Source organism: Sorangium sp. So ce363, assembly GCF_051520435.1.
GTDB classification, from domain to species: domain Bacteria; phylum Myxococcota_A; class Polyangia; order Polyangiales; family Polyangiaceae; genus Sorangium; species Sorangium cellulosum_B.
Genome location: NZ_CP150333.1, coordinates 4,970,855 through 4,988,828, shown reverse-complemented (window position 1 = coordinate 4,988,828; position 17,974 = coordinate 4,970,855). Strand labels below are relative to the sequence as shown.

Annotated in this window: 18 protein-coding genes; 11 read left to right on the top strand and 7 right to left on the bottom strand. The window is 71.8% G+C overall.

Annotated elements, in window-relative coordinates:
* Positions 1-34 precede the first annotated feature (34 nt).
* Both WMF12_RS18955 and WMF12_RS18950 read right to left on the bottom strand, forming a co-directional pair.
* Positions 35-319: a hypothetical protein gene (locus WMF12_RS18955; RefSeq protein ID WP_437872977.1), complete on the bottom strand. Its 285-nt coding sequence runs from the start codon at positions 317-319 to the stop codon at positions 35-37.
* Positions 320-443: 124 nt separating this feature from the next.
* Positions 444-2,678 (bottom strand): tetratricopeptide repeat protein, encoded by a 2,235-nt coding sequence (locus WMF12_RS18950; RefSeq protein WP_437872976.1) that lies wholly within the window; start codon positions 2,676-2,678, stop codon positions 444-446.
* A 249-nt stretch (positions 2,679-2,927) separates the two neighbouring features.
* On the opposite strand from WMF12_RS18950, the gene WMF12_RS18945 reads away from it, so the two are divergent.
* Positions 2,928-3,107, top strand: coding sequence for a hypothetical protein (locus WMF12_RS18945; RefSeq protein ID WP_437872975.1), 180 nt, complete (start codon positions 2,928-2,930; stop codon positions 3,105-3,107).
* Between the two features lie 140 nt (positions 3,108-3,247).
* On the top strand, positions 3,248-3,529 hold the full coding sequence (locus WMF12_RS18940) for a hypothetical protein (protein WP_437872974.1): 282 nt from the start codon (positions 3,248-3,250) through the stop codon (positions 3,527-3,529).
* A gap of 4 nt (positions 3,530-3,533) precedes the next feature.
* On the opposite strand, the gene WMF12_RS18935 is transcribed toward WMF12_RS18940, so the two are convergent.
* Positions 3,534-3,755 carry a hypothetical protein gene (locus WMF12_RS18935; protein WP_012236178.1) on the bottom strand — a complete coding sequence of 74 codons (222 nt, stop codon included), beginning with the start codon at positions 3,753-3,755 and terminating at the stop codon, positions 3,534-3,536.
* Positions 3,756-3,899: 144 nt separating this feature from the next.
* Between WMF12_RS18935 and WMF12_RS18930 the strand changes: the two genes are divergently transcribed.
* The 7 genes from WMF12_RS18930 to WMF12_RS18900 all read left to right on the top strand — a co-directional run bounded on the left by WMF12_RS18930 (position 3,900) and on the right by WMF12_RS18900 (position 12,022).
* Positions 3,900-4,049 carry a hypothetical protein gene (locus WMF12_RS18930; protein WP_437872973.1) on the top strand — a complete coding sequence of 50 codons (150 nt, stop codon included), beginning with the start codon at positions 3,900-3,902 and terminating at the stop codon, positions 4,047-4,049.
* Positions 4,049-5,089, top strand: a complete 1,041-nt coding sequence (locus tag WMF12_RS18925) for an STAS domain-containing protein (protein ID WP_437872972.1) — start codon at positions 4,049-4,051, stop codon at positions 5,087-5,089. The genes WMF12_RS18930 and WMF12_RS18925 overlap by 1 nt, the downstream gene beginning before the upstream one ends.
* Before the next feature lie 100 nt (positions 5,090-5,189).
* Positions 5,190-6,185, top strand: coding sequence for a phosphogluconate dehydrogenase (NAD(+)-dependent, decarboxylating) (gene gnd / locus WMF12_RS18920; protein ID WP_437872971.1), 996 nt, complete (start codon positions 5,190-5,192; stop codon positions 6,183-6,185).
* Between the two features lie 44 nt (positions 6,186-6,229).
* Positions 6,230-7,543: a DUF6531 domain-containing protein gene (locus WMF12_RS18915; RefSeq protein WP_437872970.1), complete on the top strand. Its 1,314-nt coding sequence runs from the start codon at positions 6,230-6,232 to the stop codon at positions 7,541-7,543.
* Complete coding sequence (locus tag WMF12_RS18910; protein ID WP_437872969.1) at positions 7,540-8,466, top strand: hypothetical protein; 927 nt, start codon at positions 7,540-7,542, stop codon at positions 8,464-8,466. The genes WMF12_RS18915 and WMF12_RS18910 overlap by 4 nt, the downstream gene beginning before the upstream one ends.
* Positions 8,467-8,470: 4 nt before the next feature.
* The gene (locus WMF12_RS18905; RefSeq protein ID WP_437872968.1) at positions 8,471-9,469 is read left to right on the top strand and encodes an RHS repeat-associated core domain-containing protein; all 999 of its coding nucleotides are present in this window, start codon (positions 8,471-8,473) and stop codon (positions 9,467-9,469) included.
* Between the two features lie 33 nt (positions 9,470-9,502).
* Positions 9,503-12,022, top strand: coding sequence for an AAA family ATPase (locus WMF12_RS18900; protein ID WP_437872967.1), 2,520 nt, complete (start codon positions 9,503-9,505; stop codon positions 12,020-12,022).
* 99 nt (positions 12,023-12,121) lie between these two features.
* On the opposite strand, the gene WMF12_RS18895 is transcribed toward WMF12_RS18900, so the two are convergent.
* Entirely contained in the window at positions 12,122-13,963 is a 1,842-nt protein-coding gene (locus WMF12_RS18895; protein ID WP_437872966.1) for an inositol monophosphatase family protein, read from the bottom strand.
* Positions 13,964-13,992: 29 nt separating this feature from the next.
* On the bottom strand, positions 13,993-14,310 hold the full coding sequence (locus tag WMF12_RS18890) for a LysR family transcriptional regulator (RefSeq protein WP_012236172.1): 318 nt from the start codon (positions 14,308-14,310) through the stop codon (positions 13,993-13,995).
* 103 nt (positions 14,311-14,413) lie between these two features.
* Here WMF12_RS18890 and map point away from each other — a divergent pair, with 103 nt between their 5' ends.
* A complete protein-coding gene (gene map / locus WMF12_RS18885) occupies positions 14,414-15,163 on the top strand; it encodes a type I methionyl aminopeptidase (protein ID WP_437747042.1) in 750 nt (249 codons plus the stop codon).
* A 15-nt stretch (positions 15,164-15,178) separates the two neighbouring features.
* The gene (locus tag WMF12_RS18880; protein ID WP_437873870.1) at positions 15,179-15,709 is read left to right on the top strand and encodes a Uma2 family endonuclease; all 531 of its coding nucleotides are present in this window, start codon (positions 15,179-15,181) and stop codon (positions 15,707-15,709) included.
* 32 nt (positions 15,710-15,741) lie between these two features.
* Here WMF12_RS18880 and WMF12_RS18875 read toward each other — a convergent pair whose 3' ends face one another.
* Both WMF12_RS18875 and WMF12_RS18870 read right to left on the bottom strand, forming a co-directional pair.
* A complete protein-coding gene (locus tag WMF12_RS18875) occupies positions 15,742-16,233 on the bottom strand; it encodes a hotdog fold domain-containing protein (RefSeq protein WP_437747041.1) in 492 nt (163 codons plus the stop codon).
* Positions 16,234-16,310: 77 nt separating this feature from the next.
* Positions 16,311-17,969: a protein kinase domain-containing protein gene (locus WMF12_RS18870; RefSeq protein ID WP_437872965.1), complete on the bottom strand. Its 1,659-nt coding sequence runs from the start codon at positions 17,967-17,969 to the stop codon at positions 16,311-16,313.
* Between the last annotated feature and the right edge of the window lie 5 nt (positions 17,970-17,974).

Sequence of the window (17,974 nt, the reverse complement as noted above, 5' to 3'; positions counted from 1 at the left end):
ACGCTGGCGCGCAACCGGCGGCTGGGATATAGCGTTACGACCGGGCCAACATCGGCGTTTGCCCAGATTTGGCCAGGATGAGAGGCAGGCGGGAGAAGGACCTTCTCCGCCGTTGATCGGGGTCGACCGCGGATGGTCCGGACCAGGCGGGCGCGACCTGCGGATCGGTCGAGCCCGCGTCCGCGCGCTGCAGCAGGTAGGCGGCGCGCAGCGGCTCGGTCGACAGCGGCACCTCGCGCCGCACTTCGAACCGGCGTGGGCCCCGCTGGACGAGCGGCGCCGCGAACAGCGCGTGCCAGGCCGTCCGGGTCGAGCTCATGGGGCGTCTCTAACGGACGGGACAGGCGGGGCAAGTATCCGCGCCGCAGCGCACTCCCAGGGTCTCCAAGCGACGGTTCACCTGCTGGTGTGCCCGAGGTTGGACCGTGCGGCGTCGCGAGAGCTCAGGAGGGGAAGTCCTGGTCCAGCTGGGCGACCAGATCGTTCCGATCGATGCTACGCCATGCGCTGCACGCGGCCTCGATGTGCCGCCGCCGAGCGGCCGAGTCGGGCGCGAGAACGGCGAGGCGGTGATGTGTCCAGCCGATGGAGTAAGGCGCCGGGATGCGCTCGTAGAGAGCCAGGGCCTCCTCGTAGCGAGCACGGGCAGCGCTGGTTTCGCTGTGGGCTTGCGCGATGTCTCCAAGGCTCTCGATGCAGTCGGCCTCGCCATGCACAGCCCCCACCTGCCGGTAGAGCGGCAGCGCTTCTTGATAGCGCGTCCTCGCCTCGTCGTGCTGTGAACGCTCCAGCGCAATATCTCCAAGGCTCTTGATGCAATTGGCCTCGCCGCGCAATGACCCTACCTGCCGGTAGAGCGGCAGCGCTTCCTGGTAGCGCGCCCTCGCCTCATCGTGATGCGAGCGCTCCAGCGCAATATCTCCAAGGCTCTTGATGCAGCCGGCCTCACCGCGCAAAGACCCCACCTGCCGATAGAGCGGCAGCGCTTCCTGGTAGCGCGCTGTGGCCTCGTCGTGATGCGAGCGCTCCAGCGCGATGTCTCCAAGGCTCTTGATGCAATTGGCCTCGCCGCGCACATCCCCCACCTGTCGGTAGAGCGGCAGCGCTTCCTGGTAGCGCGCTGTGGCCTCGTCGTGATGCGAGCGCTCCAGCGCGATGTGTCCCAGGCGCAGGATGCACTTGAGCTCGCCGAGCACATCGCCCACGTGCCAGTAAAGCGCCAGCGCTTCCTGGTAGCGCGCTGTGGCCTCGTCGTGATGCGAGCGCTCCAGCGCGACGTGTCCAAGGCTCCGGATGCAGGTCGCCTCGCCGACCACATCCCCTACGTGCCGGTACAGCGCCAGCGCTTCCTGATAGCGCGCTGTGGCCTCATCGTGCCGCGAGCGCGGCAGCGCGATGTCGCCAAGGCTCTGGGCGCACAGCGCCTCTCGCCGCCGGTCTCCGGCGCGCTGCGCCACCTCCAGCGCGCGACCAAAGGGCAATGGAGCCGCATGCCCGGAAAAACGCGCGAAGTTGGTCAAGGCCACGGCCGCGTCGATCCATCGACCCGCGTCGGCATCCGTCAGCCCGCGCCGGATCATGGCGTCCAGGTTCGCGCCCTCCGCTGCGAGCCGCGCCGCCGCCTCCGTGCCGCCGCGTCGCCCCGGCACCGGTCCGTGCGTGCACGCGAGCTCCCGATAATGCTCCATCGCCCTCGCGAGGTCCTCCACGACCGGCGGGTACTCCGCCGCCACGTACTCGCGCACCGGCGAGAGCATCTTCAGCCGGCCGCCCTCGAAGTAAGCCAGCCCTACCTGCGCCAGCGCCCGCGCCGCCGCCGGCCCTGTTCCCGGCAAGAGCACCGCAAAATCCCGCTGCGCGATGCCGTCCGGCAGCACCGCCAGCACCGAGAGCAGCCGGCGCGCGCCGGCCGCCATTCGCGGCGATCCGAGCGACAACTCGAGCGAGGTCTTCCAGCTCCGGAGCCGATCGCGGGCTCCACCGTCGCGCTCCAGCACCGCAGTCCGGCGCGCCTCCCACTCCTCCTTCAGGTTGACCAGATCGTTGCCGTGGGCCGCTTGTGCCAGCAGCGTGATCGCCAGCGGGATGCCCTCCATGAGGGGAAGGAGCGCCGAGAGCGCCGGCTTGCCCCGGTGCTCCTCGCCCGCAATCGCGCAGAACACCGCCTCCGCCTCGGCCCGCCCCAGCGGCCGGAGCTCGACGGGCGAGCTCCAGGTCACGTGACCCGGCCGGCCCGCGCCGCGCACCGACGCCACAAGCGACAGGCCCGGCACGGCCGCAAGCTCCGCGAGCAACGCCTCGGTTCCGGACTGGTCGTCGCCATCCCAGGGCGTCTCCAGGTTGTCCAGCACGAGCACGGCCGGGCCCGCTGCGAGGACCGACAGCGCCCGCTGCCACCGATCCGGCCCGGAGGTGACGCGCAGCGCGCCGGCCAGCGCGACGGCTGCAGACTCGGCATCCGGCGCAGCGTCGAGCCGCGCGAAGAAGCGCCGCTCCCCGAAGCGGGCCACGACCTCCGGGCGGTGCAGGACCGCCAGGCTGACCGTGCTCTTGCCGACGCCCGCCGCACCAAGGAGCAGCACGCGTCCCGGCGGCTCGCGCACCAGCGCCGCGACGATGGCGTCCACCACCGGGCCCCGGCCGATGCACAGCTCCGCCGGCGGCAGCCCCGCGGCCAAGGCGCTCCGTCCTCCCGGAGCCGCCCGCCGGCTCATCACGCCCTCGACCACCGCGCGTAGGCCACGCACCACCTCGGTCCACGCCTCGCCCCGAACCGGCCAGCCCTCGACAGGCCGCCCGCCCTCGGGGAGCGGAGCGAGCTTGCCGAATTCGGTCCAGCCCCAGTCGCAAGGTCGCACAGGCACGGGCACGACCACCACCTCGCCCGCGGCACGCCGGGCGAGAGCGCGCGCTGCCTCCTCGTCGAAGTGACGATCGGAGGCGAGGAAAGCGGGGCTCACCAGCAGGACAACGACCTCGGCCGCCTCGATCTGCGCGCGCGCTTCCGCCGCCGGTGCTCCCCCCGCAGCGACGCGGTCGTCGTGCCAGACCGCGATCGACCCGCTGCGCTCGATCGGCCTCAGGTGGACCATGAGCTCGGCGCGTAGCGCGGCGTCTTCCGGGACAGATGAGATGAAGAGACGAACCGGCTTCGCCATGCGCGCCCAGGACTGCGGTCTGTTCCGCCGAGCTTAGCGACGTCACGGTGGGCTGGATAGCCCACGGTGCCCGCCGCATCCCACATCCCATGGGCGGTCGCGTGTCAGCGGGCAGCAAGTCAGCGCCCGCGGACTACGACTATCCCGCGACCCGCGACGCGCTCTCGGGGTGGGCCGACGGCTCGAAATACCGCTTCATCGAGTACAGCCATCGCGGCCAGCGCATGCTGGGCGCGAGCGCTCCGGACGCGGCCCGCGCCGAGGCGCTCGCGGCGCGCCTGCGGGAGCGCGTCAAGGGGGCGTCGCCCGCGGTCGCCTGCTTCACCCCGGCAGAGGTCCTCCGTGAGGTGAGGCTCGCGGGCGCGCCGTGACGGCTCAGCTGATCCCCATGGGCGCGCCGCCCTCGGCGACGAACCGATCGGCGATGTCCACGAGGAGCGCGTCGGTGGCAGGCTTGCTCTTCACCGTGACCTGCGTCTCGTCCGGCAGGAGCACGAACGAGCCGACCACCTTGCCGTCGAGCCGCACCTCGTGGCTCCCGCCGGGCGGAGCAGGGGCAACCTCGTAGACCTTGCCGTCGCGTGCCTTGATCTTCATGACCTAGCGGTAGCACGCAGGAGCACCGAGCGCGTTCCCCCGGGCGGCGGCCCCACGGCAGCCCGCCTCGGGCAAGAGCCCCTCCACCGCGGGCGGATTGCGCGGTAGGATGCGGCTGCGCGCTGAGCGCGAGGAGTGTTCACCGTGCCGAGATTCGATCTGGTCCCGAGCCCGTTGCTCGCGTCGACGACGGCGCGGAAGCGACCCGGGGAGAGCGTCATGACAGCGGCCTCCGCGCGCGCCATCGAGCCACGGACCTACGCCGCGGGCCGCCCGCTCGACGCCGATCGCTGATGCTGACGCCAGAGCCTGGCCAGCCCCCCGAAGCCGGCGGCGGATGGATCGTCCTCGGCGTCCTGAACGAGATCCTCCTCAAGCTCGCCAACCAGCCGGACCTGCGGTCGCTGTGGGAAGAGGTCTGCGCGAGCGCGCGCTGGATCGTCCCGTCCCAGCGGCTCTGCGTCATCCTCGCCAAGGACGGCGGCGGCGCAAGGATCGCGGCGAGGTACGAGCGCGGCACCTTCGAGTACGGGGCGCCCGAGGGCGGCGGCGTCGTCGTGGACGCCTGGATGGTCGCGGCGCTGGAGGCGCAGCGCCCCGCCTGGTTCAGGGGGCCGTGGGACGAGGCGCGCGAGTCGGATCGCGCGCGCGCGTGGCTCCTCGCGGAGGACCCCGACGTCGTCTTCCATGTGCCGATCCAGGTCTACAAGAAGACCATCGGCACGATGCTCTTCGCCCTGGAAGACCAGCGCCAGATCGACCGGAAGGCGCTGGCGAGCGCGACCACGTACGCGCTGTACGTCGGGGCCACGTACACGACGCTCAAGAACTCGCTCGACCTCGCCGCCGCGAGCGCGCGGCTGCGCGAGCAGAACGACGAGCTCGAGCGGGTCCAGATCGAGCTGCGCCTGCAGCTCGACCGGGTCCGCGCGGCGCACGAGGCGATGCTCGAGATGTCGACGCCGATCATCCAGGTGTGGGACGGCGTGCTCACGCTGCCCGTGATCGGCACGATCGACAGCGCGAGGGCGGCCCGCATGATGGAAGAGGTGCTCGACGCGGTCGTCCGGCACGGCGCCCGCTTCATGATCGTGGACCTCACCGGCGCGCAGGCGGCGGACACCTCGACCATCGATCACCTGCTGCGGATCTTCGCGGCGACGAGGCTGCTCGGCAGCCGGTGCATCGTCTCCGGCGTCCCGACGGCGATGGTCGGGCGCATCCTGGAGTCCGGCGGCAGCCTCGACGGGATCCCGGTGTTCAGCACGCTGAAGAGCGCGCTCGAGCACGCGGTGGGCGCGATCCGGCAGCAGGCACAGCCGGCGCGCCGGTAGCCGCCGCAGCCGGAGGAGCGCCCGGACCGGAGCGGTGAAGGCCGCGCGCCGCGCGCCGCGCGCTGTGATACGCCCGCGATCCCACACAGGAGCATGACGGATGAAGCTCGCGATGATCGGACTCGGCAGGATGGGCGCCAACATGGCGCGCCGGCTCATGCGCGGCGGCCACGAGGTCGTCGCGTTCGATCTGAACCAGGACAGCGTGAAGCGGCTCGGCGAGGAGGGCGCGGCGACGGCCTCCTCCCTGGGCGACGCGGTGGCGCAGCTCGCGTCGCCGCGGGTGGTCTGGGTCATGCTGCCCGCGGGCGCGCCGACCGAGCGCGTCGTGGAGGAGCTCGGCGAGCAGCTCGGCGCCGGCGACGTGATCATCGACGGGGGCAACACCTACTTCAAGGACGACGTCCGCCGCGCCAGGGCGCTCGCCCCGAAGGGCATCCGCTACGTCGACGTGGGCACGAGCGGCGGCGTGTGGGGGATCGACCGCGGCTACTGCCTCATGGTGGGCGGCGCCCCCGAGGCGTTCGCCCTGGTGCAGCCGATCCTGCGCACGCTCGCGCCGGGGCCGGGGGACATCCCGCGCACGCCGGGCAGGCAGGAGGCCCAGGGCGGCACGCACAGCACGTCGGAGGAGGGCTACCTGCACTGCGGCCCGGTCGGCGCCGGGCACTTCGTGAAGATGGTCCACAACGGCATCGAGTACGGCCTCATGCAGGCCTACGCGGAGGGGTTCGACATCCTCAAGAACGCGGCGACGGAGCGCCTGCCCGAGGAGCACCGGTACGCGCTCGACCTCGGCGAGATCGCCGAGGTGTGGCGTCGAGGCAGCGTGGTGGGGTCGTGGCTGCTCGACCTCACCGCGATCGCCCTCGCCGAGAGCCCGGAGCTCGCCGGGTACAGCGGCTTCGTGCAGGACTCCGGCGAGGGCCGCTGGACCGTGATGGCGGCGATCGAGGAGGCCGTCCCCGCAGAGGTGCTGTCCTCGGCGCTCTACGCGCGCTTCCGCTCACGCCACGATCACACCTTCGCCGAAAAGGTCCTCTCCGCGATGCGGCACAAGTTCGGCGGGCACCTGGAGCGCCCGACGGGGGGCTGAGGCGAGGTTGACGGTCAGAACCGACCTCTGGCAGCGTTGCCGTCATGGCCCGCACCGCCCCTGTCCCGAACATTCCGGCGATTCCTGGCATGAACCCGGGGGTGTTTATCATGGGAGGAGGCGCCGTCGTCGGTGGGCGCGGCGGAGCCTCAGGCCGTGGAAAGGCGCGAGGACAGGGGGCCAGCGGCAAGAACGGCGGCGACAAGGCGAAGGGCGGTGGAAAAACCGCCTGCGGCGCAGGTAAAGATGGCGGCGGTTGCCCGAACCACCATGGCGGCCGCGGAAGCGGAAAGATCGCCCAGGGCGATCCGGTCGATGTGGTCACTGGCCGCGTGTTTACCGTCCCCGAGACGGACGTCGACATCCCGGGTCCTCTGCCTCTCCAGATCGTTCGGTCGTACGGCAGCCAAGCGCGTGGGCGGGACGTCGGGCTCGGCTTCGGATGGACCCACAGCCTCGCATGGGCGATCGAGCTTCGCCGGCGGACCACCATCGTCGTCACGGCCGACGGCAACGAGGAGGAATTCGGACTCGTTCCGCAGGACGCTGGCGTCCTCGGCCCGCATGGCTGGGTCCTCCACAAGGAGGGCGACGGCTTCTCCCTCGATTTTCCGGACGGGGATCGCCTGCTGTTCGAGCCGGATCCGGGCGACCGCACGCCGCATCGCTTCCGCCTCGCCGCGCAGGTAGATGCATTCAACAACAGAATCGCCCTCACCTATATTGAAGGTCGCCTGGCCCAGGTCACCGACAGCGTGGGGCGCGTACTACGGATTCGACCGGCGTCCGCGGGACGTATCGGCCAGATCGAGTTCGTGAGCCGCGCGTCCAGGGGGCGTTCGCTCGTCTTCGCGCGCTACCAGCATGACCAAGCAGGCGATCTCGTTGCAGTGACCGACGCGGATGGAAACACCACGAAGTACGGCTACGACGACGAGCACCGGCTCGTCTGGCAGCAGAGGCCGACCGGGCTGACGTTCCACTACCGATACGATGCCGCAGGACGGTGCGTCGAGACATGGGCAGACTACCCCGGCGCGGTCGACCCGTGCCTCGCCGCCTCTGTCCCGGCGCTTCTGTCGGATGGCAAGACGCCCGCGAAGGGCATGCACCACGTTCGACTCGACTTTTATCCCGATGGCTACTCGGAGGCCACCGACTCGGTCACATTTCACCGTTACTTCGGCAATGAGCACGGTAAGGTCGACAAGGCCATCACAGCCGGAAGCGTGTATACGCGCACGTATGACGAGCGGGGCCACCTGCGCTCGTTCACCGATCCACTCGGAGCGACGACCTGCTGGACGCGCGATGTCTTCGGGAACGAGACGCGAATCGTGGACCCGCTCGGGACGTGACGGTGATCGAGCGGCTACGGAACGGCGATATCCGCAAGATCATCGATCCGGAAGGCAGCGTGACGGAGGTGGCGTACGCCGAGCGAGCGATCTTCTGGACCGATCCGATCGGCGCGACCTTCGAGATCCGCTTCGACGCTCGCGGCCTCATGGAAGCGACCGTGGCTCCGACGGGGCATCAGACGCGTTACCGTCACGATGAACACGGCAATCTCGTCGAGGTGCTCCGCGCGTCCGGCACGCGCTGGACGGCCGCGTACGACGAGCTCGGGAGGCGGACGGCGGAGCGCGACGAGAGCGGACGCGTGACCGAGTTCTCCTACAGCAACAAGGGGCTGCTCCTCGCGGTGCGCGAACCGAACGGCGCTGTCACGCGTTACGATTACGATGGCGACGAGAACCTCCTCTGTGTGACCGATGCCGACGGCCGGGCGACCCGCCTCGTGCGCGGAGGCACCGGCTCGCTGGCGGACGCCATCCTGCCGGACGGGAGCGTCATTCAGCTCCGGTACGACCGCGAGGAACGCCTCGTCGAGATCCGCAATGCGAACAGGGAGGTGTACTCGATCGAGGTCGGCGCTCTCGGCCTCCCGATCGCGGAGAGGACGTTCGATGGCCGGGAGATTCGCTATCAACGCGACGCGCTCGGGCGCGTCCTCCTGATCCGCCGTGGAAGCGAAACGACAGAGCTCCAGCGCGACCTCGCCGGACGCGTGGTGAAGAAAATCTACGACGACGGAGCCGAGGAGCACTTCTCATACAACGGCCGTGGCGAGGTGATCCTGGCGGAGGGGAGCGGCTGTACGGTCGAGCTGCGACGCAACGCGGTCGGATGGGTGATCGGGGAGAAGCAGGTCGTGGACGGCGAGGCGTTTCAGCGGAATGCTCTCGAAGATCGAGGGGCCAGACGGAACGACGGTTGAGTTCATGTACGACGCGTTTGCGCGGAGGATGAAGAAGACCGTGTGGCAGAAGGGAGAGAGCGGTGAGGCGTGCCTCCTGCGCACGACGCGCTTCTGCTGGGACGCGATGACCCTCGCCCACGAGATCGCGGGGATCCCCGAAGGGGAGATCGAGGAGCGCACCTACTGCTTCGATGAGAGCGGGGCTCCGTGGGCTCACCGCGACACGAGGCACACCGGGGAGGGGTCGGTAGCGGGGCCATGGCTCTTCTATTTGAACGAAGCCATGACGGGCTTTCCGGAGCGCCTCGTCGATGGGAAAGGTGAGGTCGTGGGCGAGCTGTTCCGCACGGCATGGGGGAAGGTGACGTCCGAAGCCGGAGGCAGCGCGCCGACACAGGTGCGCTTCCTGGGGCAGTATGAGGACGTGGAGACAGGGCTCTTCTACAACAGGCACCGTTACTACGACCCCGATCTCGGGAGGTACATCTCGCCCGATCCCGCAGAGATCGACGGCGAGCTGAACGCCTACTGGTACGCGCGCAACCAGCCGTGGACCATCGTCGATCCCGATGGGCTCATCTATTCCCGCATCCTCGACAAGGACGGCAACGTCCTTACGTACGTGGATGAAGATACCAGTACGAAGCCGTATGTGGGGAGGAACCCCAGCGAGGGAGGCAAGGTGACGCCCGCCGGCCACATCAGCGACAAGCCGTGCGCGGAGGCGCAGGTCTTGACGGTCATGGGGGAGAACATCCGAAGAGACGTGATGAAAGAGCAGAAGAAGGTGCGCGTTCAGGATCGCATGACCCCCGAACAGGTCGACGCCGAGGTGAACCGGCGCATCAAAAAGAAGTTCCAGGACGAAGGGCTCTCGATCGAGACGTACGACAGCGCGAAGATGCGGAAGCGGGTCGACCCGTGCGAGAGATGCGGAGCGATGTTCGAAAGGCTCGGCATTCAAGAGCACGTCGTCGGGATGAAGGGCAAGAAAGGCCAATACGGCGTCTACAGGGCCTAGAACAGGCGGCGAGCGTCCCCCACCGAGGTGCGAATGCATCATAAGGAAAAGGAAGGATCTCCCGCAGCCGTCTCTTGGACCGAGGAGGAAGAGCGCGCCCGCGAGGCCATCGAGCGATGGCGCGCTTCTCCAGGCCCCGCGTGCCTGCTGCACGGCCCTCCTGGAGCCGGCAAGACAGCGCTGTGTATCCGGCTAGTCGCCGAGACGGGCGAGCGTGCCGGGATATGCTGCGCCGCGGTGCAGGTAGGGAGAGCGAACCGCGTCATCTCCGAGCAGGAGATCCTCGCGTCGCTCCTCGGGCAGCTCGGCGAAGACGTGCTGCACCCTCCGCGGGATGCCTTGAAGCTGCGCTCGGATCTCCGGAACAGGCTGGCCAATGGCCAGGATCAGGACGAGCCCGAAGTGCTCCTCGTGCTCGATGGTCTCGACGAGTGCGTCGACTGGCCTCGTGCCGCGGGGATATCGACGCTTCGAGAGCTCGGAAAGCGCGTTCGATGTCTGGTCTCCATCTCCGGCGGCGAGGGTGACGCGCACGCCTGGAGGGAGCGGCTCGGATGGAATGCCGGTGATGCGCTTTTCATCGAGGTTGCGCCGCCTTCCCCCGCGGCAGCGGAGCGCCGAGGCATTCCGAGCTGGGCAGCTGCAGGGGGCAACGGCGGACCGGAGGCGCTCGCCGCGCAAGTCGAGCGTGAGCTCCGACTCCTCCGGGGAGGAGAGATCGCGCTGGAGATGCTCTCCGTGCTGGCCCGCGCGCTCGCGCCGCTCGATGCAGAGGATGTCGCGGAGCTCCTGGAGATCGAGGACCGTGCCGTGCGCGGTCGCCTGCGCGTGTACGGATCGTTCCTCGATCGGATCTTGCGCCGGGATGGGCCGGTGCGCGCGGTGCGATTCCAGCACGAGGCGCTGCGGGTCGCGTGGGAGCAGAGGAGCGCCGGTCGGGAGGAGGCGATCGAGGCGCGTTACCGCCGCGCGATCGCGCGATGGACGGCGGAGCCCGCCGGCCGCCGGCCGGCCTACTTCCGCCGCTATGCGAGCGCACACCTCGCGCTCGGCGGCGCTCCCATCGCTTCGATGCTCGCGTTTGCCGAGCCGGGTTGGGTAGCGGGTAACTCTGCCGAGGCGCTCGCGTATGCCCTCACAGATCTCCGCCGCCTGCGCGATCGAATAGGAGAGGAGGTGGAGCGTTGCAGGTCCCTGCCTCCCCCCCTCGCCGCGGCGCTCGTCCGCTGCGCGGCAGCGCAGGGCGCGGCGGCGACGCTGGGAAATGCGGAGCCGTGGGAGAGCGCCGATGCAGATTTCGCGACTCCACTGCTCGATGCGGACGCGGCGCGCGCGCTTTCATTGCTTGCCCTCGCTGCGGAGGTCTCACTGTCCGCCCAAGCCGGGGTCCGCGAGCGAGCGCTCGAGATCGCCGATCGCACGGGCGCGCGGTGGTCGAGCGCCTCGGCGCTGATCGCCATGGCCGAGGCGGCGGAGGGCGAGAGGCGCACCCGGTATGCGCGCGCCGCTCTGGAAGCTGCGCGCCAGTCGGACGGGGAAGATGCGCCCCGGGCGCTCGTCGTGGCGGCGGGCCTGCTCCCCGAAGAGGAAGCCCAGGAGGTCGCCGCAGAAGCCATCGCGCGCGCGGGAGGGGCGCCGCCCGCGATCGTGCCTGAGCCTGGAGTCAGCGAGGCTTCCGCCGTCGCGCTGGAGCGAGCTTCGCGTTCCCTGCCAGCGCCCCAGCGAATTCGCGTCCTCGCCCGGTTGCTCGCGGACCTGCCGAAAGAGGCGAAAGTTCACGCTGTCCAGGAGATTGAACGGCTCTGGACGCCTTGGTGCTTCGAGAGCAAGAAGGAGGCCGAGGCGGTGGCGCCTTATCTGTCCGACGCTCTCCTGGAGAGGGCGCTCGAGGAGGTCCCGGTCTGGCCGGTGCACGCTCTCGGGGCGAGGCTGGTCTCGCTCGGGCGAGAGGCCGACGCCCGCGCGCTCGTGCTGCGATGGGCGGCGAGCAGCGCAGGGTACCGGGCGGACGCGCTGCTTCGCCTCGGCGAGAGGCTCCCTGCGGGGCGGCGGCCGGTGGAGGAGGTCCAGGCCCTCTTCGAGGAGCTCGCCCCGGAGGAGCGATGCAATTTGATCAAAGAGCACCCTTCCGCTTCGGTCGCGCTCCTGGGGGCGGAAGCGGCTTTACGCATCGCAGGGGACTGCGTCGAGCCCTCCGGGAGCTACGTTCGGGCCGTCGCGCTGGCACGGCTTGTAAAGGCGCTTCCTGAAGCGATGCGCGCCGATGCGGCCCGACGTGCGGTGCTCGCCTTCGAGGCAGCAGGCGCAGACGCCGATGTGCTCGGCGATCTCTGCGAGGCTGCGCCGTGGATGAGCCCTGCCGAGGCGGCACGGCTGGTCTCGACGAGCCTGTTCGACGCCTCAGGGATTCCGTCGCTGGCAGGCGTCTTCCAGGGATGGGCAAGTGTGGCACAGCTCGCGCGCGTCTTTCGCCAGGCCGGAGGGGAGGAGGCCGTGCTTGCGGCCGCCGATGAGGTGGCGTTCGCGGGGCGGTGGCTGCGCAGCGTGGAGTGACCCGTCCTCCCCCGCTCATGCTCATGCAGGACGCTTGGTCAGGAGTGCCACACGCCGCGCCGAAGAACGATGAAGCGTCGGTGAGGTCGAGTCGCGATCCTAACGCCCCGATGCGAGGAGCGCCTCGGCGAGGAGCATCGCGTCGACCGGCCAGAGCTCGGGTGGACGCCGGTGCTTCGCCCCTGCCTCGGGGAGCGGGCGGCAGCTGAGCACGAGGCGGCGGAAGCGGTCCGGGACGGCGTCCCGGCCGTGCGCCGCGCCGAGCAGCGCGCCGGCGATCGCGGCGTTCGTGTCGGTGTCGCCGCCGGCCATCACCGTGTCGACGAGGCCCCGCTCGAGCGAGGGCGCGTGGAGGAGCTGGTAGAAGGCGTTCTGCAGGGCGATGAGGACCCAGCCGGCCTGGTGCGAGAAGCTCCGGGGCGGGGCGCTGCGCGCGGCCGTGAGCGCGGCGACGACCGCGCGCTCGCCGCTGCGCTCCGCCTCGTCGAGGGCGGCGGCGCAGGCGCCCTCGATGCCGGCGCCGCCCACCGCCGCGGCGATGGCCGCGACGAACGCGGCGGAGGCGGCGCAGCAGACCGGGTGGGGGTGCGTGAGCGCGCTGTCGTCGCGCGCCCAGGCCGCGGCCTCCCGCGGGCGCCCCGCGCCGAGGACGCCGAGCGGCGCCGCGCGCATCACCGAGCCGTTCGCCTCGCTGGTCAGGCTCGCGGCGGCGCGGGCGCGCTCGCGGCGCGCGCCGGGCAGCGGCGCGCCCGCGGCGGCCCTGAGCGCGGCCGCCGTGGTGTTGCCGATGTCGAACGGGCCGGAGCCGTACCAGTGCACGTAGGCGTCGAGCGCGGCCTCCGCGACGAAGCCGCGCTTGCGGACGATCGAGCGCGCGAGCATGAGCGCCATCTCGGAGTCGTCCGTCGGCTGCCCGGCCAGCGTGCCCCACGTCCCGCCGTCGGCGAGGTCGCGGACGCCGTCCGGGTAGAGCGGCGCGATCGCCTCCGCGGTGCGGAACTCGACGAGCGCGCCGAGCGCGTCGCCCGCGAGCTGGCCGAGCAGGCAGCCCTGCGCGCGCGCGAGCGTGCCAGCGCCCTCGACGAGCAGGCTGCGCGAGGGGCGCAGGAGCCCGTACGTTCCCTGCGGCGGCGGGATGCGGCCGTGGATGACGGCGTTCCACGGGCGGCGCGCGAGCTCGCGCACGACGGCGGGGGCGCCGCCGAAGAGGCGGCAGACCTCGCCGTCGCCCTGCGCGGTGTACGCGACGGGCGCGCCGTCGTCGTCGACGAGCTCGCCGCCCGCCGCGCGCACGAGCGCGTGCCCGGCGGCGTAGTCCCAGCTGCGGGGCCGGCTGAGCGAGACCGCGGCGACGCCCTCGCCGGCCGCGGCCAGGGCGAGCCTGTAGGCGAGGCTCGGGAGGGCGAGGAACCGCGCGGGGGCGACGCAGCGGGCGTTACGGGCGGGGAGGTAATCCGCCGACTGCGACAGCAGCACGACGGCGTAGCGATCGAGCGCGCCGCCGGCGAGCGACGTCGAGACGGCGGCGCCGTTGCGCCGGATCGGCCCGGCGCCCTCGGCCCAGGCGATGAGATCGCCGTCGTCGTCGGGGTAGGCGTACGCGAAGACGACGCCGAGCACCGGGGTGCCCTCGCGGAGGAGGCCGATGGAGACCGAGGCGCCGCGGTAGCCGTGCAGGAAGGACGCGGTGCCGTCGTGCGGATCGACGACCCAGCGGTGCGACGGGTCCACGCCGTCCAGGGCGCCGGTCTCCTCCCCGAGGAACGCGTACGGGGTGGCCCGGGTGAGCGCGTCGCGCAGCAGGAGCTCGACCTCCACGTCGACGTCGGCGCTCGTCCCGGCGCCGCGTGGGCCGCCCGGGCGGTGGAACTCCGCGCGGAGGAGCGCGCCCGCGCGGCGCGCCGCGTCGACGGCCAGCGCGAGCTCAGCGTCGTAGCCCATGCCGTTCCCCTGGTTCCACGCGAGGCACCCTACCCCAGGTCGGCGCGCTGGCGGTGGCCGGCGTCGAGATCGCCCGGGGGAGGCGCGGCGCCGTAGCCGCGCACATCGGCGACGGCCGCGTCGACCTGCGCGACGATGGTCCGGGCGTGGTCGAGGAACGCCGCGCCGGCCGGCAGGAGCCGCATGCCGCGCGCGGTGCGCTCGAACAGCTGCGCGCCGAGCTCGTCCTCCAGGCCGCGGATCTGCCGGCTGAGGGGCGGCTGCGCGATGTGGAGCCGGCGCGCGGCGCGGCCGACGTGGCCCTCCTCGGCGACGGCGATGAAGTAACGGATCTGCGAGAGGCTCACGCGGCCGATTCTAGCCCGAACCCCGCGCGCGGGGAGCCGCGCGCGAGGGCCCGATATCAAAACGGTATTGGATGGCCGCTCGCTGCGCGCGCATACGCCTCGCATGAACGTGGACATCCTCAGGCCTCACGCGTGGGAGGCGATGCGGCGCGCAGGGCGCGCGGCGGCGGCGACGCTCTCGGCCGTCGGGGCGCGGCTCCAGCCCTTTGTGACGACGGCGGACATCGATGAGTGGGTGCGCGAGGACACGGCGCGGCGCGGGGGCCGCCCGAGTCAGCTCGGCTACAAGGGCTTCCCTGCGGCGGTGTGCACGAGCCGGAACCACGTCGTGTGCCACGGGATCCCTCGGCGCGACGAGGTGCTCCTGCCGGGCGACATCGTCAACGTCGACGTGACCACGGAGCTCGACGGCTACCACGGCGATACCTCCGCGACGTTCTTCATCGGGGAGCCGAGCCCCGAGGCGCTGCACGTGGTGGACGTCGCCAGGCGCTGCCGGGACGCGGGCATCGCGGTCGTGCGCGACGGGGCGCGGCTCGGCGACATCGGCGCGGCGATCGAGGAGATCGCGCGCGCGGAGGGGTGCGGCGTGGTCCGCGAGGTCGGCGGGCACGGCATCGGACGGAGGATGCACCTGCCGCCGCACGTCGCGCACACGGGGGTGCGCGGGGCGGGCATGCGGCTCCGCGCCGGGATGGCCATCACGATCGAGCCGATGGTCAACCTGGGCTCGCACCGCATCCGCACGCTCGACGACGGGTGGACCATGGTCACGGAGGACGGCAGCCTCTCGGCGCAGTTCGAGCACACCGTGCTCGTCACGCGGGACGGCTGCGAGATCCTGACGCTCTGAGGGCCGCGCAGCGGCCTGCGCCCGCGCGCTCGCAGGCCGAGGGAGGGCAAGGGGCTCGATCTGGTCCTGGAGGTGGCCTACGCGGGCAACCTGACGAAGGATTTCGAGACCAACGTCGAGCGTTATGCCCGGCTCGGCATCTCCGAGTACTTCATCTTCGACCGGCGCCGGCTGAGCCTCCGCGGGTACCGGCTCCCGCCGGCCGACACGGCGCGCAGGGCGCGGAGCTACCAGCCCGTCATGCCCCAGGCAGGCCGGTTCGCGTCGCAGGTGCTCGGGCTGGAGCTCGCGGTGGAAGGCTCGAAGCTGCGCTTCTTCAGCGGGACGGCGAAGCTGGAAGAGGCGGATGAGCTGATCGCGCGGCTCGGCGTGATGCTGGACGACGTGCTCGCCCGCAAGGACGATGCGGAGCTGCGGGCCGCGGACGAGGCCAGCCGCGCCGAGGAGGCGGAGCTTCGCGCCGAGGCGGAGGCCAGGCGCGCGTCGGACCTGGAGCGCCAGCTCGCCGAGGCGCTGGCCGAAATCGAGCGCCTCCGCCGCAACTGACCGCGCCCGCGCCGCGCGCGAACGCGGCGGCGTCACACCCCCTTGGTCACCCAGGCCCAGACGAACTCGCACTCCATCGGCGATGCGCCGCTCTCGTCGGTCACCGTGACGGCGACCGCCACGTCCCCTTTCGGCTGGTCCAGGAAGGACTGGCGCTGCTCGGGCGTGAGGGTCGCGACCGCGCGGAGGCCGCCTTGGGCGCGGCGTTTGTAGTCGATCTTCATGCTGCGCAGGAGCGGCAGCTTGTCGTCCGGCAGGTTGACGGCGACGACGAAGCCGGTCGCCGTCTCGGCCAGGAGCCCCGCCGCGGCGGCGTGCACCCCGCCGATGTGGTTCCGCACCCTGCGCCCGTTGGCGAGCCGCAGCGCTACCCGATCCGAGCTCACCTCGTCGAACTGGATCCCGGCGGTCCCGGTGAACGGCACCATGCGCTGGAACAGCACGGTCTGCGCGCGCGTGCGCAGGAAGGACGGGAGCGCCTGGAGCGGCGCGAGCGAGCGGGAGATGAAGTTCAGCTGGGACATGGATCCTCCGAAGGACCGCGAGCTTAGCGCATGCCGGCCCGGCGCCTTGTCAGGCCGTGGGCGGCGCGGCTCCGACGTCAGCGCCGCCGCCGCTGGGGCTTGTTCACCGCGACCGCGGCCTCTTCTTCCGCCCGTTCCGCCCGTTCCGCCGTGGAGCGCGCGGTGTCCGTCTCGACGCGCAGCTTGCCCTGACGGTCCCCCTCCTCCGCCGCGCCGATGCGCTGGCGCGGGGCCGCCGCAGGGCGCCAGTCCTTGCCGATCGCCCTCGCCATGGCCACCTCGTGCCTGCGGCGATGCTGCTCGTGCCACCACCGCATCTGCTCGGCCTCCTCCGCCCAGTCGTCCTCGTGCGCGGTGAACGCGACCAGCCCGTGGATGGCGACGCCGATCGCCCAGCCCAGCGGGATGATCGCCGCCCAGAGCACGACGCCGAGCGGAAAGGCGAGCGTGAGGAGCGCCGCGTTGACGATGAGGTAGACGCCGAAGTGCCGGTAGAAATCGCGGCGCTTGCGCCGGAGCCACGTGGCGCGCTCGGCGGCGGTCGCCGCGCTCGACCTCCGCTCCACGTCGTCGCGCTCGCCGCGCTCGCGCGCGCGAAGCGCGCGGCTCGCCTCGCGCAGCGCCTCGGGGCCCACGCCCACCTCCTCCGCCGCGGCGAGCAGGTCGTCGAAGCCGAGGCGCGCGTCGCCCCGCAGGGCGCGCGCCGCGCCTCCGTCGGCGGAGGCCTGGCGCTCGATCGCCTGCGCCAGGACGTCGCGGACTTCCTCGGTCGAGAACCGCTGCGCCGCGGTCTCGCCGCCGCGAGGCGCCTCGCTCCGCTGCGCGCCGGGCGCCTGCGCGGGCGGCGCGGACGTCGCGGCGGCAGGCGCGGCGGGCGCCTCGCCCCTCCCGGCCGCCTCGAGCGCGCGCAGGAGATCGTCCATGGACGCGAACCGATCGTCGGGGCGCTTCGACAGCGCGCGCAGGACGACCGCGCTCACCGCGGGCGGAACGGCGGCGGCGTCGAGCAGGGCGCGGTCGGCCTCGTCGGTGAGGATCGACGCGACGACAGCGAGCATGTCGCCGGCGCCGCGCCAGGGTAGCCTGCCGGTGAGGAGCTCGAAGGCGAGCACGCCCCACGCGAACTGGTCCGCGCGCCCGTCGAGCTCGGCGCCGCGGATCTGCTCCGGGGCCATGTAGACCGGCGTCCCGAGCTTGACGCCGAGCGCGGTCAGCGTCGGCAGCGCAGGGGCCTCGGTGGACGCGTTCGGATCGGCGTCGCCGGCGGCGCGGCGCGCGATGCCGAAGTCGAGCACCTTGATCACCCCGTCGTCCCGGACCATCACGTTCTCCGGCTTGATGTCCCGGTGGACGAGCCCCCGCCGGTGCGCCGCCGCAAGCGCGCGGGCGACGTCGGAGAGCCAGGCGACCCGCGTCGAGGCCGGCGCGTCGGCGCCGCTGATGGCGCTGCGCAGGGTGCGGCCCGGGACGAGCTCCATCACGATGAACGGCGTCCCCTCGAGCTCGCCGACGTCGAAGATCGAGACGGCGTTCGGGTGATCGAGCGCTGCGGCGGCGCGCGCCTCGCGGAGCAGGCGCGCGCCGGCGTCCTCGTCCACGGCGCCGCCCGCGATCACCTTGACCGCGACGCGCCGCCCGAGCCGCGCGTCGTGCGCCCGGTAGACGCAGCCCATCCCCCCCTGCCCGATGGCGGCCTCGATCGTGTACCGCTCGAACGAATCGCCCGGCTTCAGCATTGCCG